This is a genomic window from Anaerolineae bacterium, assembly GCA_011176535.1.
In the GTDB taxonomy this organism is placed as follows: domain Bacteria; phylum Chloroflexota; class Anaerolineae; order Anaerolineales; family DRMV01; genus DUEP01.
In genome coordinates this window covers 1-16549 of record DUEP01000021.1, presented here as the reverse complement: position 1 = coordinate 16549, position 16549 = coordinate 1, and the positions used below count along the sequence as shown (strand labels likewise).

The window sequence follows — 16549 nt, the reverse complement described above, 5'->3', positions numbered from 1 at the left end:
AAATTTTTGCCAACAGGCGCTTATCCTGAGAAGGAAGAACTCCTTTTCAGGAGAGGGCCTATGGCGCGGTTGCCCAAGGGAGAAAAAGCATGGCGTTTGCGAAAGGTGTATCGATTGTTGCAACGGCATCCTTTTGGCCTGCGAGAGAGCGAAATTGCCGAGGAAATGGGATGGCATCGACGCACGGCCAACAATTACCTTCGGGAACTAGCCCGGCAGGGAAAGGCTACCAAAGAAGGACGCCTTTGGTTCTGGAAACGGTAGGCTGGCCGTATCCCCCTTGGTAATTTTCCAACTGGATTGTAGAATGGAAAGCGAGGAAGCCTTTCCGAACATCCGAGGAGCCATATTATGGGGAAAGTGGACGAAGCCACCAAACGCCAACGCATGGAAGCCGTATGGAGTCTGGTACGCAGATCCCCTGGGGGGATTCTGGAACGAGAGATCGCCGACACTCTCAACCTACCCCGCCGTACGGTGAATAACTACCTGCGTGAGTTGGAACTTGAGGGACGGGTGTACAAGGAGGGCCGTCTTTGGCGCCCTCTGCCTTGGGAAGAAACCCGCCTGCGCCCCGTTGACCTTACCCCTGAAGAAGCCATCGCGCTCTACCTGGGCGCTCGTCTGCTGAGCAAACAAATGGACCGGCGTAACGAGCCAGCCGAGAGCGCCCTGCTCAAACTGGCCAACGCCCTGCGCAACGACGCCGGCTTGGGGGAAGGTATCGTCCAGGCTGCCCGCATCCTGGCCCGCCGTCCGGAGGATACCCGGCGGCGCTCCCTGTTCCGCGAGGTGGTGCGCGGCTATATCTATCGCCGCAAAGTGCGCTTGCTCTACAAGCCTCTCAATTGGAGGCGGCCCTTTGAGACCACTTTCGCCACTTACTTACTGGAGCCCTCCCTCATCGGTTCGGCTATCTACCTCATCGGCCACAGCAGCCGCCCCAATGCCCTGCGGGCCTACAAACTGGAGCGCATTCAGGAGATCGCCCTCACCGCTGAGCCTTACGACATTCCGTCGGATTTCGCCGGTCTGGATGCTCTGCGCCACGCTTGGAATATCATGCTGGGCGAGGAGACGGTGGAGGTGGTGCTGCGCTTCAGCCCCCGGGTGCGGGAGCGGGTGCAGGAGACCATCTGGCACCCTTCGCAGACTTTGGAAGAGGATCCCGAACGCGAGGGCTGGCTGCGCTGGCGGGCCCACATCGCCCATTTGCAGGACATCCTCCCCTGGATCCGCTCCTGGGGCGCGGACGTGGAAGCCCTGGCCCCTCCCGAACTGGCCCGTGCGTTGCGTGAGGAGGCCCGCCGTCTCATGCATCTTTACTTCCCGGACCCGCGCCCTCGTCCGCCCCATCTGCACCTGTGGGCCAAGGCCCACCGCGACGGCAGCGCCTATCATCCCCTGCTCTATCACTTGCTGGATGTGGCCGCTTGCGCCGAGGGACTGTGGGAGCACGCGTTTACCTCCGAGGCTCGGGCGCAATTGGCCCGCGACCTCAACTTGAGCGAAGAGGAGGCCCGCCGTGCATTTGTCTTCCTGGCCGCGGCCCATGACATTGGCAAAGCCAGCCCCGCTTTCCAAACAAAGGTCGCTGCTCTGCGGGAAGCCTTGCGGGCTTTGGACTACGACTTCCCCGAGGCCGCGGAGAACGGCATGCCCCACGGCGTAGTCAGCGCCTGGGTGTTGCGGACCTGGCTGCAGGAAAACCTGGGCTGGCATAAGCGTGCGGCACACCGTTTGGCCCGGGTAGCCGGTGCGCATCACGGTATTTGGCCGACTTCAGAGCAAATCACCGCTTTGGATGCCCAGCGCTTGGCCGATGTGGGGCGGAAGCCCCCGTGGGCCGAGAGCCGTAGTGCGCTGTTGGACGCCTTGGCGCAAGTGTTCCATCCGCCTCAAGGCCTTCGCCTGCCCTCCGACCTCGCCGCGCAAAACCGCGTGCTGGCTCTGTTGGCCGGGCTCATCACCGTGGCCGACTGGTTGGGGTCCATGGAGGATTTCTTTCCCTATGAAGACCGCGTGTTTGCCGCCGGGGAATATCTCCCCATCGCCCGCCAGCAAGCCCAACAGGCTCTAAAGGCCACAGGATGGCTCCATGCCTGGCGGGCTCAGGGAGAGCCTCTGCCTTTCGAGCAGGCCTTCCCCTTCTCGCCTAATGCCATCCAGGCCGAGGGCATCCGTTTGGCTCAGGATGCACGCCATCCGGCGCTGCTCATTGTAGAAGCGCCGACCGGACAGGGCAAGACCGAATTGGCCCTTTACCTGGCCGATGCGTGGTTGCAAGAGCGGCGTGGACGGGGCCTCTACATCGCCATGCCCACCCAGGCCACCAGCAACGCCATGTACACTCGCTTGCGAGGTTTTCTGCAACGGCGTTACCCTGAGCAACACCTGCCTTTGGTGCTGGCCCACAGCCGGGCCGACGATGTACTCCCACGATTGCGGGGTATGGGTGAAGGAGACGACGATGCCGTCTCGGCTACCTTATGGTTCCTGCCCCGCAAGCGGGCGCTGCTCGCTTCGTTCGGCGTGGGCACAGTGGATCAAGCCCTTATGGGGGCGTTGCAGGCCCGCCATCACTACCTGCGCCTTTTCGGCTTGGCGCACAAGGTGGTCATCTTCGACGAAGTGCACGCCTACGACACTTACATGGAGCATCTCTTCCTACGCCTACTCACCTGGCTGCGGGCCGTGGGCACCTCGGTCATTGTGCTCTCGGCCACCCTGCCCCGCGCCACCCGGGAGAAAATGATCCGTGCTTGGGGAGCCCAGGGTTTGCCTATGCCGGAAGTCCCCTACCCACGGCTCACCTTGGTCACGCCTCGAATGAAGGGAGGTGCCGAAAGTGTGGCAGCGCCCGTCGGGGTTGAGGTTGACACTCACGCCTTGCCCGCGCCGTCAGAGCGTATTGTGGCGCTGGGGTGGCTGGACGCCACCGCTCCTGAAGACTTAGCCACTTGGCTGGACGAACAGTTGGAGGGTGGAGGCTGCGCAGTTGTCATCTGCAACACGGTGAACCGCGCTCAGGAGGTGTATGAAGCCGTGAGGCGACGTTTCCCCGCAGGCGAACACCTGCTTTTCCACGCCCGCATGCCTTTCGCTTGGCGAGAGAAGAAAGAAAAGCAGGTGATGGCGCTGTTCGGCAAAGAAGCGGAGAAGCGCCCCCATCGTTTTGTTTTAGTCGCCACCCAGGTAGTGGAACAGAGCCTGGATCTGGATTTTGACCTCATGGTGAGCGAACTAGCTCCGATAGATTTGCTCATCCAACGGGCCGGACGGCTGCACCGCCATCGCTGCGAGCACCGCCCGACGAGTCTGGAAACGCCTCAACTGTGGGTGTTGCACCCAGGTGGGATGTTGGCAGATCTCGAATTCGGCGCTAACGGCCACATCTATGCGCCCTACATCCTGTGGCGTACTTACCTGGCTCTGCACGGACGCCGAGCCTTGCACTTGCCAAAGGATACAGACCGGCTTATCCAGGCTGTGTACACTAACTGGCAAGAGGGAGGAGATGCTTTGCTTCAAGACTTTGATGGTGTGTTGCGTCGTTCCCTGGAGAATGGATTGCAGCGCGCCTGGGAGCACTTGCAACGCGACCGCATGACTGCCGCGAGCCAGGCTGGGATACGCATGATTGTTGATGTGTCCCAGGACACCATTACCGATGCATCTCAGCAGGCTCTGGACGACGACGAGGAGGCCCTCAAGCATCCCGACCTAAAGGCCCTGACGCGGCTTATCGCCCCCAATGTGACCCTGTTGCCACTGCACCTCCAACCCGATGGACGCCTGACCCTGGAACCGAACGGCGGCTTGGAGGTGAACTTACAAGAGCGTCCCAGCCGTGCCGAATCCCGAGAGATACGCCGCTTTCTCGTTCAGGTGCAACATCGTGGCTTGGTTTGGAGTCCGAATTTGCCTACGCTACCGCTTGCTTGGCAGAGAGTAGCCGGGCTGCGGGGGGTGAGACCGGTGCTCTTCGAGCAGGGGCAGGCCCAAGTGGGCCCTTGGAGACTCACTTTAGATGAAGCGTTTGGTTTGCGCATCCGAAAGGAGGAAGCATGACCCAACCATCTTATGACCTGCTGACTGAACCGTGGATTCCCGTCTTGCACGCTGACGGCATAGCGGACGCCTTGGGGCTGCGTGATGCGCTGCTGCAAGCCCACCAACTGCGCAGCCTGAGTGGCGAAACGCCCTTGGTCACCGCATCCCTGTATCGCCTGCTGCTGGCCGTGCTCTACCGCGCTTTAGAGGTGCTCACTCCGGATGCCTGGGAAGATCTTTGGGAACAAGGGCACTTTCCAGAGGCCGCACTGATCTCCTATCTGGAACGCTGGAGCGAGCGCTTTGACCTCTTCCACCCTGAGCGGCCCTTTCTGCAATGGCCGGATGAGCGGGCCCGGCCCAAATCGGTCATCAATCTGGTTCCCCACATGGCCTCCGGCAACAATGCCACTCTCTTTGATCATCACCACGAAGGTCAGGATGTGGCTCTGGCGCCAGATGAAGCTGCGCGGGCCTTGCTGGTGGCGCTGACCTTCGGGCTGGCCGGGTTGAGTGGCTTGCCGCAGAAGTTCACCGATGCGCCTTGGGCTCGGGGAATTGTCTTCCTGGCAGAAGGAGAGACCCTCTTTGAAACGCTAATGTTCAATTACTTGCCAGCGCGTCACATTTCTTTGGGCTTTGGCAACGTCGAAGCAGATCGCCCTTTTTGGGAGGCTGAAGATCCCTTTGCACCAGACCGTTCTATACCGCTGGGCATCACCGACTACCTCACTTGGCCCAATCGGGCCGTGCGCCTGCTCCCGGAACCCGATGGGAAAGGCCGTTGGATGGTGCGTCAGGTGACGCTGGCCCCAGGTTTATTTCTGGAGCCCGGCGTATGGGATCCGTACAAGCACTATCGTGAGGATGAAAAACGTGGCCGTCTGGTGCTCCGCTTCCAGGAGGGGCGCGCCCTGTGGCGCGACAGCGCCGTTCTGTTGCAGGTGCGGGGCGGGGAACAGCATCCGCCTAAACCCCTAGCCTGGTTGGCCGACTTGGTCGCCGCCGATGTCTTACCTCACCACGCTCGCTATCGTTTCATGGCGTTGGGGATGGCTAACAATCAGGCCAAAATTGACTTCTACCGCGAAGAGCATTTCCCCCTGCCAGCCGAATACCTAGCCGACGCCAACCTGGTGCAACGGTTAGCAGAGGCCTTGGAATTGGCCGAGAAGACTGCGAGCCGGGCGTTGGGGAAGGCCTTGAATCGGTTGGCCACGCTCATCCTTGCGCCCACGGGCGATGACCCTGAAGGCCGCAAGCCTGACCGTAAGGATATAGACAATCTTACCGGCCATTGGGCCGGGCGGCGGGCCTACTGGGCCGCGCTGGAGGTGCCCTTCTGGGAGATGTTGACCGCGCTACCTCAGCAAGGAGAGACAGCCTTGGAAACCTGGCGGGAGACGGTGCGCCGTACCGCCCGTGAGGCCTTCGCTCGTGTGGCCGAGTCTTTAGGCGAGACCCCTCGCGTGTTGAAGGCCGTGGCTCGTGCAGAACAGCAATTTCTTGGTGCATTGTTCTGCGTCTTCCATCCGCAAGAAGAAAAGTGTAAAGCCAAGAAAAAGTCTAAGAGGAGGTGAGCATGTCTTTGGAACGCGAGGTCCATTCTTTCGTGCAGTACTTACTGACCCTGGCCGACGACCGGGCCGCTCTAGCGGCCTTGCGTCGGGGCCTTGGCCGTCCGCCGGGTACCGCGCCTGAAATGTTCCCCTATGTGGTGCCCCAACTGCCTGCCCACGTGCATCCCAACGAAGAGGCCGCCTACTACACCCTGGCTGCCTTGTTCGCCCTGCACCCCAGCCATACCAACCAGGGCAATCTGGGCGACCACCTGGCCCGCGCCGCCAACCAGGGTAACCGTGAGGCCGTGGAGCGTCGCTTCGTGGCCTTGCTCTCGGCCCACCCCGACGATTTGCCCGAATATCTGCGCCAAACGGTGAGTTTCCTCAAGGCGCAGGAGGTGCCCATTAACTGGGATGCCCTTTTCTACGCCCTCCGCTATTGGGAACACCCAGAGCACGGCGATCGCATTCGCCGCGACTGGGCTCGTGCCTTTTGGGCAGAGCAATCTGCCGCCGAAACCTCTGAGGCGTAATCTCAATCCCTCTTTGAAAGGAGAAAGGATCATGTTTGTGGAAGTCCACTTCCTCCAGAACTTTGCCCCGTCCAACCTGAACCGCGACGATACCGGCAACCCCAAGGACGCGGAATTCGGCGGTGTGCGCCGCGCCCGTATCTCGTCTCAGGCCATCAAGCGGGCCATTCGTCTGGAGCCCATCTTTGCCGAAATCACCAAGGTGCCGCCTGCCGTGCGCACCCGCTGGATGACCCGCCGCCTGGCCGAGAAACTGGTGGCCGCGGGCAAGCCGCAAGAGGACGCCGAAACCGTGGCCCGCGCCTTTGCCGCGGCCTTCTCGGGAAAAATGGACAAAGACAAGGCCGATCGCACAAGCGTGCTGCTCTATCTGAGCGACGAGGAATATGCCAGCATGGCCCAGACGCTGCTCAGTCAGTGGGACATGGCTTTGGATGCTGCCCTGAAAGCGGCTGAAGAGGCAGAAGACAAGAACAAGAAAAAAGACAGCGCTAAAGGCAAGCGTAAGTCCAAAAGCCCCTTTGAGATTTTGGCAACGGAATGGATTAAAAAGACCAAAGGCCGCACCAGCGCCCCCGATATTGCTCTCTTTGGCCGTATGTTGGCCGACAAACCTGAACTCAACCTGGACGCTGCCTGCCAAGTGGCCCATGCCATTTCCACCCACCGAGTAGACATGGACTTCGACTTCTTCACCGCTGTGGACGATCTGCTCACGGACGAGGAGGCGGGCGCGGGCATGATGGGCGTCACGCCCTTCAACAGCGCCACCTACTACCGCTACGCTCGCATCGATTGGGAGCAACTGGTTAAGAACCTGGGTGGCGACACCGAACTGGCCTGTCGCACGGTGGAGGGCTTCCTGCGGGCCGCCTTGCGGGCCATCCCCACGGGTAAGCAGAACGCCTTTGCTGCCCAGAACCCGCCCGACTTTGCCTTGGCCGTGGTGCGGAAAGACGGCATGGCCTGGTCCCTGGCCAACGCCTTCGAGCGACCCGTGCGCCCCAACCGGGAAGGCGGCCTGATGGAACCGTCCATCCAGGCCCTGGATGCCTATTGGGGCCGCCTTACGCAGGTGTACGGTGCTGAGGGTGTGTATCCCTTCGCCTTCTGCGTGCGGGACCCCGATGGGCTGCTGACCCACCTGCAGACGGCTCTGCAGCCCAATGTGGAGACTTGGATTCAGGCTGTGTTGGCGCAACTGCCCACGGCAACGACGAAGGAGGCGTGACCATGCCCCACACCTTGCTTTTGCGCCTGGTGGGGCCGATGCAGTCGTGGGGCGTTTCCAGCCGCTTTACCGTGCGCGATACCGGTCGCGAACCGTCCAAGTCGGGGGTGGTGGGGTTGCTGGCCGCGGCCCTGGGCCGCCCCCGCCACGCCTCCATCGCCGACCTGGCCGCCTTGCGCATGGGCGTGCGGGTGGATCGCGAAGGCCATGTAGCGGTGGACTTTCACACGGCGTTAGATGTCATCAAGGCCGACGGAAAGCGGGCTCCTTTCCCAAAGCATCCCAAGCACACCGTCGTCTCCCGCCGCTACTACCTGGCCGATGCGGCCTTCCTGGTGGGGTTAGAGAGTGAGGATCTGTCCCTGCTGCGCCAACTCCACCAGGCCCTGCGGGCTCCCGTCTGGCCCCTCTACCTGGGCCGCAAAGCCTTTGTGCCCGGCTGCCCGGTGTGGCTGCCCGACGGCTTGCAGGAAAACATTCCTCTCGAAAAGGCTCTACAGACCTACCCTCTCGTCACCTCGCGGCCCGGCGGCCCCCGGTTGCGCCTGGTACTGGAAGACCCCCGTGGATCCATCGTCCGGCCCGACCAGCCCCTCTCTTTCGCCGACCGTCGCTTTGCCTCTCGCCGGGTGACCATGACCTACATCACTCCGCCATCCGGCGATTCTCAGGAGGGATGCTGATGTATCTCTCGCGTTTGTTCCTCAACCCCCGTTCCCGCCAGGTGCAGAGCGAGATCGCCCGCCCCTACCAGATGCACAAAACCCTGCTGCGGGCCTTTCCCACGCCTGTGCCCCCCAACGAGCGGGTGCTCTTCCGGCTGGAAATCCACCCCCGCACCGGCCAGCCCATGGTGTTGGTGCAATCCCAGACCTCGCCGGACTGGGGTTTTCTGGAACACGCCGACCAGGGGCGGTACCTGCTCCCGGAATGGGAACTGCCCCCCGGGATCCCGGAAAACCCTCAGGTCAAGGCTGTGGATCTGCGTTTCCGCCGGGGCCAGCGGCTGGCCTTCCGCCTGTTTGCCAATCCCACCAAGAAAATCAAAGTCGAAGGCCGCAAAAACGGCCAGCGGGTGGAACTCTACCGGGAAGAGGATCAGCGTTGCTGGCTGGATCGTAAACTCCAGGCGGCTGGCGCCCGGCTCATCGAGGTGCGCATCAGCCGCGGGCGTAAGTTCATCGACTTCCAGCGTCGTGAAGATCAGGGCCACCGCCTGACTTTCTACGGCGTGCGCTTCGACGGCCTGCTGGTGGTGGAAGACCCGGAGGCCCTGCTTCAGGCCGTGCAGCGGGGCATTGGGAGCGGAAAGGGCGTGGGGTTCGGCCTGCTCTCCCTGGCTCCGGCCTGACGAAAAGGGGAAGGGCCGAGCACGTCCTCGGCCCTTCCCCAGGAGGTGGATCATGCCCCGCAATCTGCACGATTTGCCCCGGCTGCGCGATAGCATCAGTTACCTCTATATTGAACACGCCGTGGTGCAGCGGCGCCAACATGCCATCGAGTACATCCGCGAAGACCACGGCCGGGTGATGATCCCGGTCGCTGCCCTGGCTGTGCTTATGCTGGGGCCCGGCACCCGCATCACCCACGCGGCCATCCGCATCCTGGCCGAACATGGCTGCACCGTGATTTGGGTGGGTGAAGACGCCACCCGCTTCTACGCCCAGGGCATCGGCGAGACTCGCCATGCCTACCGCTTGCTGCGCCAGGCCGAACTGGCCACCCACCCGGCCAAACGCCTGCAGGTGGTGCGCCGTATGTACGCCATGCGCTTTGGCGAGCCCCTCGACCCGGCGTGGACCCTGGAACAGATCCGTGGGCGGGAGGGCAACCGCGTGCGATCGGCCTACCGCACCGCCAGCCAGAAATATGGCGTGCCCTGGCACGGCCGGCGCTATGATCGCAGCGACTGGTATCGCAGCGACCCCATCAACCGCGCCCTTTCGGCCGCCAACGCCCTGCTCAACGGCCTCTGTCATGCCGCCATCCTGGCCGGGGGCTACTCCCCTGCCCTGGGCTTCATCCACACCGGCAAACAACTCTCCTTCGTATATGACATCGCCGACCTCTACAAGACCGAGATCACCATTCCTGCAGCCTTCGAGACCGTGGCCGAATCCGCCGAGAAAGTCGAAAGCCGCGTGCGCCAACGCTGCCGCGAACGGTTTCGGGAGAGTAAACTACTCCAGCGCATCCTGCCGGACATCGACCGCCTGCTGGACCTGGAACGGGACCCCCTGGCCTTTGACCTGGATTTTGATGCCGACCCCGCCCTTCCGGGCCCCTGGTGGGGCCCCGAAGGGGAGGTGCCGGTGCCTGGAGGTTAATGCCGTGCTGGTGATGATTCTGGAAAATGTGCCCGTGGGTCTCCGGGGCGAATTGACCCGCTGGTTGTTGGAGCCCCATCCAGGTGTGTTTGTGGGGCATGTGAGCGCTCGCGTGCGCGACCGGCTTTGGGAGAAGGCTGTTGATGCCCGGGGGACCGGTGGCGTCATTCAAATCTGGAGCACGAACGCCGAGCAGCGCTTTCGCCTGCGCATGCACGGCGTCACCCGGCGGCGGGTGGTAGAATGGGAGGGTGTCCAGTTGATCGCCGTCCCGCTTCCGGCCGACGGTCAGCCGCCGCCCGAAGGCCCACGCCCGGCAAAAGCCGGGTGCGAATCCCCAGATATGGGGGTGTAGTGCGCAAGGCCCCCAGATTTAGGGTTGTCCCCACACGCGTGGGGGTGAACCGCAGTACGGCTTAGACGCTTGGAAAGATTTGATCGTTGTCCCCACACGCGTGGGGGTGAACCGTACTCTTTCTACTGGCCACCACTAGGTGGCGCAGTTGTCCCCACACGCGTGGGGGTGAACCGTAAGGCTTATCTTCGCTGGATTGAGCGGGGTAGTTGTCCCCACACGCGTGGGGGTGAACCGGCGAACCGCGAGGCGGACAAGCGCGGTTTTTCCGTTGTCCCCACACGCGTGGGGATGAACCGTCGGTCCCGGCTTTTTCGCGTACCGCCGTCTCAGTTGTCCCCACACGCGTGGGGGTGAACCAAGATACAGATTAGTCGCCCAGACGGGGCAACGCGTTGTCCCCACACGCGTGGGGGTGAACGCCGGTGTCGCCGTGGGCAGGGTTTCGCCGAAGGTGAAGCCCTGCTGGTAGCTTGATATGGCCGGGTTTTCGGGCACGGAAGGACGGCCGATGTACACCGTTTGGTCAGCGGCTCGCCGGTGTCGAAGGGCTGAAGCACCACCTCGCCGACCAGGTCCTGCTGGCGTTCGACGGGGATGTAAGCCGTGGCGCGGGCGTCTTCGTACACATCCACGGTTTGCAGGTCGGCGGCGGTGAGCACATCGCCCGGCTTCAGCGGGTGGGCCGCGGCCAACACGGTCACCTGGGGTGGCTTGGAGGCCGCAGAAACGGCGAAGAAGAAAAGCAACAACACCACGAAAACGACCAGGGCAATGAGAGGTGGAAGCCATTTCTTCATGTCGGTCACTCCTGGTTGAGAATTTGGCGGATGGGCTGTCGTTTGTCGGCAGCCTCATGCAAGAGGGCTTCGATGCGCGAGATCAACTCACGCAACAAGAGGGCCTCGATTTCCGTGAGCACGTCCGGGGAGAAGGCGGAGAAAGCCGCATACAGGGCGCGGATGTTTCGCAGCGGCTCCGAGGTGGCCAGGGCCTGGGCCGCGTGAGGCGCGATGCCCGGATTGACCTGCCGGATGGCGTCCAGCAGGTGGCGGGGCGCTTCAGGCTCAGGCAGGCCCGGTGGGATTTCCCCGGCTTCGGAAACCGCTTCTTCTGGGGCCTGTGGGCCTTTGGTGTATTGCAACAGGGCCTCTTTGAGCACCCGCTGCACCCCGCCCCATGTGGTCTGCCTGGCGTATTCCAGGCGTTGGATGAGGCGGGCTTCGGCAGGGTCATTGGGGTCCAGGCGCAAGATGAACTGTCGTTTTGACATCGGGCCACCTCCTGGCTCGAATGATAGCAATTTCGAGAGGGCAATGTCGGAAAAGTGCAGATGGCGGGGGAAGTCCAGGGGGGCTTAAAGCAAAAAAAGCTCCTTTCGTCGGCGGGCTTAAAACAAAAAATCCCCGCTTCTCGGCTGAGCGGGGCCGGTCAGAATGGCTGAGGTTAGGGGGTATCGTCAGGGAAAAGCCGAACGAAGTCGGCCCCTGCGCGGCGGGCGCGTTGGTAGAGACGACGGTCGGCGGTCCACAATTCGGCGTTCATCCCATCGGCCAGGGCCAGGTACACGCTGTCATAGATGACGCGGTGTCCAATGCGCTCTGACCAGCGCAACGCACGCTCCAACAACTCTCGGTCTTCAGGCAGGACTTGCACGGGCCATTCCCAAAAGCGGGATACGGCCTCACCCATTTCGGTCCTGGTCATCAGATGGGCAGCTACGATTTTGCGCAACCCCGAAAGCACTTCCACCCGCCAGAGACCGGGAGCATACCAGGGACGTTCGTAACGCAGAAGCGAAGCCATCAGGTTTTTGGCCTGCTCATGCTCCGGGAGAGGGGCCAGGGTGTACAGACAAACGTTGGCATCAATGACCAGGGGTGTGGGGGGCCAGTTCATCGGCACGTTCCTCCCGGATGGAGCGGATGAGTTCCACGGCATCCACGGAGAGCGGCTTGCCTCCCCGCGCTTCCAGCATACGCTGTACGGTCTGGTGGGTTCGTTCGAGCCAGGTCAGGTCGGCCTCACGAGGCTGATCGGCGGTGGGCAGATTGTCCAGCCCTTGCTGAAGCAGTTCACGTACCACGGCAGAGAGGCTTTGCCGACGACGGTGGGCCAGGCGTTTGAGCCGGCGGTATTGCTCCGGCGTGAGAAGAATCTGCACCCGTTGATAGGACATAGGACACCTCCCAGGGGGATTATAGCATGTGTTACACACTTTACACAACGGGGTTGAACAAAAAAAGCCGGGGCCTACACCCCGGCTTTTTCGTCATGGCGGCGCTTCTTGGCCGCGAAGTATGCCGCTCGTTCGGCTTTGACCTGAGCAATCCACTGCGGATCAAGGCTCAAGCCAAGGCGGGAGAGGGTATTGCGCTGCTCAAGGAGCGCTTCCAACCCATCGGCGACCTCACTGAAAGTGCCCTTTTCCCCCTTCACAACTACCCCCTTGTCGGGGGCGAACAGAACAACCGCACCTGTTCCCGGCACATTGACCAGGGGCAAAACAATTGCCTCATCGTTCAAAACAATCCACCCGACCTCGTGGAATCTGGTCGGGTGGACAACTTGATATTGGTAGCGCATGAGCACCTCCTAAGTCAGAATGTGTCAGTCTCTTGTTTGTGCTCATCTTTCACCTCCTCGAAAAAGTCCCCGGCCCCGGAGCGTGTTCTGGTCATAGGCACCTCCAAGAAAAATGCCCCGCCCTCTGGTCACCCGGCAGAGGGCGGGGCAGGGATTGCAAGAGGCTATGCGGTTTGGGGCTGGGGCCGGTTCTTCTTGGCCCAGGCCAGGGCCTCGGCGACGCTCAACTCCACCTCACCTTTGCCCTCAAAAGCGGCGTACAGCGCCGGCACCACCTTCGCCGGCGGCAACCCACCCCAGGCGCGACTGACAGCGGCCACGATGGGGGCGGAGGCGAAGTGGTACCTTTTGCCGTCGCCGTTGCCCCCGCCCTGCTCTTGGGGCTGAGGGGCTTCTTTCGCCTCGGCCTGTGGCTCTTGCCGGGGGCGCGGCTCCGGGCGCTGAGGTTTTCGGGATTGCTGTCGGCCTGCCGTCTCCCAACGGACGAACAGACGCTTCGGGGCCTGCTCGTCCGACTCGCTGGCAGGGTTGAGCCGCCACACCGCCCACACGGGGTGGGACGGCTCGTAGATAAACCGCTCCTGCTGAGGCCGCTTCCCCCGTTCGATGGGAGTGTCCCCATCGTAGATATTCAGGGTGTCCAGGGATACACCAAAAGTGGCCTCGAAATGAGCCCGGTCGCGCCCTGTGTTCAAATAAACGCGCATGGAACGTAACCGATCCACCCACCCATTCCGGTGGCGGAAGTACACATCCACCACCGGGGTCTCGCTGCCGTCCCCGTTGATGTGGGAGCGCACTACGAATGCATATCCCGCCGCTCTCGCTCGTAATCAGAGAGAGGAACGGAGGACAGGCCCTGCTGCTCGTACAAAGCCAAGAGCCGGGCAGCGTTGCCCGGCTCGAAGGGCAAGTACACTTCCGCCCCGTTGGGGACGTACATTTTCACCAAACCTTTTCCGTTCTCAAACATAAGCACCTCCTCAGTTGAAGTTTCGGGCCTGACCGACCGCCCCCCACCCCGACAGGCTATACCAGGTCAAAGATGGGGTGAGGGGCGGATGGAGAGGCGGTCAGACGGTGGGAACGATGCGGCCTGATGGCGACGCAACGGGCGGCGGATTAGGTGCCTCTACGCATGGGCCACCTCCGGTTCCGGCACAGGTGTTACGGATGCGATAGGGGTTTCGGCCTGAGCCCGCACCAACGCCTGGGCCAGGGGCGAGGTATGGACTGTCACCCACCCCCTGTAAGGAACCTTCACGGCGCGATACACAACCGCGCCGTCCGGAGACATGACCAGCAGGGTTTGCTTGGTGTCCCAGGCAACGGTGGTTTCAATTCGGCGAATAACGCACCCCTGCACCTCCGCCTCTTCCACGGTGGTGGTGGCCGGGTTCCATGGCCGTTCTCCCCAACGGAGGCGGGGGCGTTGAGAATGTTCCGCCAGATATTTCAGAAAGATGCTTGTCATCGACATGGTCTTCCCTCCTGAACCGGAACGAAAAAGCCCCCGACGACGGGGTCGGGGGCTTTTGGGTCTCCAGGGTTGTAGTCAGAGGCTCTCAGAACGGGAACGGCCACCAACCGTCCAGGACCGCCTCGTCGGGGTCCAGACCATCTGGTGGAAAGAAAACCTCTCCCTTCACCCCATGGCGGCGCAGGTTGGTCAACCAATCCTTTCCGCCTTCATCGGCGTCGGGGATGAGGAAGAGATGCCGACGCTCCGCTGTCTCCCGCAGCCACTCGTAGGCGCGGGTACTGCCGCTGCCAGCAAGGTAAAGCGGAATGATCTTGTTCCCCAGGTTGTGGTCGTGGAAGACCTGGGCGAGGGCCAGCATGTCGATCATGCCCTCGACCACGACCAGGGCCTGGGTGTTTGGCCCCACACGCCAGGCACCGGCGGGCCGATTGAGCCTACCCCAGGTCTGGTATTTGGAGTAGGCTTTGTCCCGCAAGTGCCGCACCTGGATCATCTGGGGTTCCAGGGGCGGCTCTGCATACACCAACCCGCCGGCCCAAATCCACCAGCCTTTATCTGTAGCCAGGCGGTGGGCCTGGGCCGCCTTGAGCACGGCTTGGGACACGGGAGGAAAGGGCAACCCATACCCCACCCCGTACATCGAAGCGACGATGGGGCGAATCCGGCGCTTCACCGTCAGGTATTGCTCTGCCGGACTACCCCTGAAGTTAGCCCGGGCCGCGGCGACCGCCTCGGCGAGCAAGGAGAAAGACGGTCGCCGAGACTCCTTGGGTCGCTCCGGGATGGGCCGGAAGCACCGCAGCGGAGGCACTTCCAATACCCCCCTTTGAGGCTTACCCCGAAGTTGGGGCGGCCCCGTTTTCCCTGCCGGGCTGCGTCGTCGTGGAACGGGCACCAGAAGATGGCCCAATTCCGGTGCCATTCCACCTTTACCGCCGGGCCGAGGATTTCCTCGGCCTCGGCAAGAATTTCATGAGGCGAGCGCAATTCTTCATCACGCCACTTCATAGACACCTCTTTCTTGGGATGGAAGGCGCTGCAGGCTTTGCCCGCAGCGCCCCAGCCTATCGCAACATTACCAGAAACGCCTGGAGAACTTCGCCGAACTGCAGATGGCGAAGCAGGAACCCCAAGGCGTTCTGGTGGACGACCTGAGTTGCGCGGGACCCGGCCAGCAAGAGCAGCAGGCCGTATCCCAGCAGGATGTAGCCAAAGGTCTTCATGGCAAACCTCTCCAATGCGTGTGAACGACCGGACTGACCTCACCCCCGCCCCGGCAGGAGACGTACTACGCCGGGGCGGGGGATGATCACGCATCGGAGGGTTTCACCCCGCCCCGACCCTTCCCCCATGACGCGAACTTGGGTCGGGCGGGGGTGTCATCGCCTCACACGAACCGCACCCGCCGGGCACCCTGAGCAAACTCGGCCTCGGCGATGGCGGAGAAATCTTCTTGACAAGCGACGGCGGAAATGCTATCATTGGAGCGTGTAAAGCGATACTGACGAGCGAATGACCCGGAGCGGCCACTCCGGGTCTTCGCATTTAAGGCCTCGGTCAACCGGCACTCCGGGCACACCAGGTTGCGGTGGCCACGGACGACCCACCCCGCCCGCTTGGGGTTCTGGGGAGCGGGGGTTCCACACTTCGAGCAAAACTGCACTTTGCAGGACATGACAGTACCTCCTGGTTGAGATTTGGGGGATTGGGAAAACTCACCGGCACCGGCTTCTTGCCTCCATCACCGCCCCGGCCAGCAAGAGGCCGAGGGCGGCGAAGAGCACCAGGGCAACCCAGGCGCCGGCGGCCTGGATGCCCGCATTGGCCGCCTGGGGCACGGCGCGGGCCGTGGCGCCCAGGGCGGCCTGCAATCCGAGCAAGAACCGAATCAACTCCATCCGTCACCTCCTCCGTTGTTGGGAATGAGTTTCCGAGGCCCCTGAGCGGCCTCCGTGCGCCGGGGAACCGGGAACCCGGCCCGGCTCCCCGGCACGCGGCGACGGCCCAGGGAACGCAAAAAGCCCCCCGGCCTACATAAGACCGGGGGGCTTGGTGATGACTGTACTCAAGAGAGTTTTACAACATGCTTTGCAACAGTTGTTCAAGATCGCCGTAATCGTAAGGCGGTCGCTTGCGCACGGCAAGCACATGAACTCTGAGGTCCACCTCGTCTATCACATAGATAATCCGCCAACGATCCAAGCGCAATCGCCTCGCTTCGAAATCATGAACAAGCGGCTTCGCCACAGTCAGGGGCTTGCTATGACTGGACGAGGCTCCTGCGCGAGGCGATTTATGGCCCGACGGACTCGCTGTCTGATGTGACCAGGAAGGCGATTGACTTCTTTCCAGGCCTGCGGATGGATGTAGATTGTATAGTGCATCAATCCAACTCCTTCTCGACATCCTCCCACTTGAT

General features: G+C 62.3%; 19 protein-coding genes, 2 pseudogenes and 1 CRISPR repeat array. Of the genes and pseudogenes, 9 read left to right on the top strand and 12 right to left on the bottom strand.

What is annotated here, in order from left to right; translation table 11 throughout:
* Positions 1–60 precede the first annotated feature (60 nt).
* The 9 genes from G4O04_03830 to cas2e all read left to right on the top strand — a co-directional run bounded on the left by G4O04_03830 (position 61) and on the right by cas2e (position 10061).
* Positions 61–264 carry a hypothetical protein gene (locus tag G4O04_03830; protein HEY57658.1) on the top strand — a complete coding sequence of 68 codons (204 nt, stop codon included), beginning with the start codon at positions 61–63 and terminating at the stop codon, positions 262–264.
* 87 nt (positions 265–351) lie between these two features.
* Positions 352–4071, top strand: coding sequence for a CRISPR-associated helicase Cas3' (cas3, locus tag G4O04_03825; GenBank protein ID HEY57657.1), 3720 nt, complete (start codon positions 352–354; stop codon positions 4069–4071).
* Positions 4068–5633, top strand: a complete 1566-nt coding sequence (casA, locus tag G4O04_03820) for a type I-E CRISPR-associated protein Cse1/CasA (protein HEY57656.1) — start codon at positions 4068–4070, stop codon at positions 5631–5633. Before cas3 ends, casA begins: the two co-directional genes overlap by 4 nt.
* Before the next feature lie 2 nt (positions 5634–5635).
* Positions 5636–6148: a type I-E CRISPR-associated protein Cse2/CasB gene (gene casB / locus G4O04_03815; GenBank protein ID HEY57655.1), complete on the top strand. Its 513-nt coding sequence runs from the start codon at positions 5636–5638 to the stop codon at positions 6146–6148.
* Between the two features lie 31 nt (positions 6149–6179).
* The gene (gene cas7e / locus G4O04_03810) at positions 6180–7379 is read left to right on the top strand and encodes a type I-E CRISPR-associated protein Cas7/Cse4/CasC (protein ID HEY57654.1); all 1200 of its coding nucleotides are present in this window, start codon (positions 6180–6182) and stop codon (positions 7377–7379) included.
* 2 nt (positions 7380–7381) lie between these two features.
* Positions 7382–8062, top strand: coding sequence for a type I-E CRISPR-associated protein Cas5/CasD (gene cas5e, locus G4O04_03805; protein ID HEY57653.1), 681 nt, complete (start codon positions 7382–7384; stop codon positions 8060–8062).
* Positions 8062–8730, top strand: a complete 669-nt coding sequence (gene cas6e, locus G4O04_03800; protein HEY57652.1) for a type I-E CRISPR-associated protein Cas6/Cse3/CasE — start codon at positions 8062–8064, stop codon at positions 8728–8730. Before cas5e ends, cas6e begins: the two co-directional genes overlap by 1 nt.
* A gap of 52 nt (positions 8731–8782) precedes the next feature.
* Positions 8783–9706 carry a type I-E CRISPR-associated endonuclease Cas1 gene (cas1e, locus tag G4O04_03795; protein ID HEY57651.1) on the top strand — a complete coding sequence of 308 codons (924 nt, stop codon included), beginning with the start codon at positions 8783–8785 and terminating at the stop codon, positions 9704–9706.
* A 4-nt stretch (positions 9707–9710) separates the two neighbouring features.
* Entirely contained in the window at positions 9711–10061 is a 351-nt protein-coding gene (cas2e, locus tag G4O04_03790) for a type I-E CRISPR-associated endoribonuclease Cas2 (GenBank protein ID HEY57650.1), read from the top strand.
* A 23-nt stretch (positions 10062–10084) separates the two neighbouring features.
* Positions 10085–10483: a CRISPR direct-repeat array (repeat unit 28 nt; unit sequence GTTGTCCCCACACGCGTGGGGGTGAACC).
* Positions 10484–10582: 99 nt separating this feature from the next.
* Here the strand turns inward: cas2e and G4O04_03785 are convergent.
* From G4O04_03785 to G4O04_03730, 12 genes and pseudogenes are all read right to left on the bottom strand, one after another.
* A pseudogene (locus tag G4O04_03785) lies at positions 10583–10861 on the bottom strand (hypothetical protein).
* Positions 10862–10866: 5 nt separating this feature from the next.
* Positions 10867–11334, bottom strand: a complete 468-nt coding sequence (locus G4O04_03780) for a hypothetical protein (GenBank protein ID HEY57649.1) — start codon at positions 11332–11334, stop codon at positions 10867–10869.
* A 173-nt stretch (positions 11335–11507) separates the two neighbouring features.
* Positions 11508–11960: a type II toxin-antitoxin system VapC family toxin gene (locus tag G4O04_03775; protein HEY57648.1), complete on the bottom strand. Its 453-nt coding sequence runs from the start codon at positions 11958–11960 to the stop codon at positions 11508–11510.
* Entirely contained in the window at positions 11929–12240 is a 312-nt protein-coding gene (locus tag G4O04_03770; protein HEY57647.1) for a ribbon-helix-helix protein, CopG family, read from the bottom strand. The genes G4O04_03775 and G4O04_03770 overlap by 32 nt, the downstream gene beginning before the upstream one ends.
* Before the next feature lie 74 nt (positions 12241–12314).
* Positions 12315–12647 carry a hypothetical protein gene (locus tag G4O04_03765; protein HEY57646.1) on the bottom strand — a complete coding sequence of 111 codons (333 nt, stop codon included), beginning with the start codon at positions 12645–12647 and terminating at the stop codon, positions 12315–12317.
* A gap of 164 nt (positions 12648–12811) precedes the next feature.
* Complete coding sequence (locus G4O04_03760) at positions 12812–13447, bottom strand: hypothetical protein (GenBank protein HEY57645.1); 636 nt, start codon at positions 13445–13447, stop codon at positions 12812–12814.
* Positions 13447–13620 carry a hypothetical protein gene (locus tag G4O04_03755; GenBank protein HEY57644.1) on the bottom strand — a complete coding sequence of 58 codons (174 nt, stop codon included), beginning with the start codon at positions 13618–13620 and terminating at the stop codon, positions 13447–13449. The genes G4O04_03760 and G4O04_03755 overlap by 1 nt, the downstream gene beginning before the upstream one ends.
* A gap of 159 nt (positions 13621–13779) precedes the next feature.
* Entirely contained in the window at positions 13780–14127 is a 348-nt protein-coding gene (locus G4O04_03750) for a hypothetical protein (protein HEY57643.1), read from the bottom strand.
* 85 nt (positions 14128–14212) lie between these two features.
* Positions 14213–14941 carry a toprim domain-containing protein gene (locus G4O04_03745; GenBank protein HEY57642.1) on the bottom strand — a complete coding sequence of 243 codons (729 nt, stop codon included), beginning with the start codon at positions 14939–14941 and terminating at the stop codon, positions 14213–14215.
* Positions 14942–15194: 253 nt separating this feature from the next.
* Positions 15195–15353 (bottom strand): hypothetical protein, encoded by a 159-nt coding sequence (locus G4O04_03740; GenBank protein ID HEY57641.1) that lies wholly within the window; start codon positions 15351–15353, stop codon positions 15195–15197.
* 492 nt (positions 15354–15845) lie between these two features.
* Positions 15846–16028 carry a hypothetical protein gene (locus tag G4O04_03735; protein ID HEY57640.1) on the bottom strand — a complete coding sequence of 61 codons (183 nt, stop codon included), beginning with the start codon at positions 16026–16028 and terminating at the stop codon, positions 15846–15848.
* Between the two features lie 178 nt (positions 16029–16206).
* Positions 16207–16517 (bottom strand): annotated as a pseudogene (locus tag G4O04_03730) (type II toxin-antitoxin system RelE/ParE family toxin).
* Between the last annotated feature and the right edge of the window lie 32 nt (positions 16518–16549).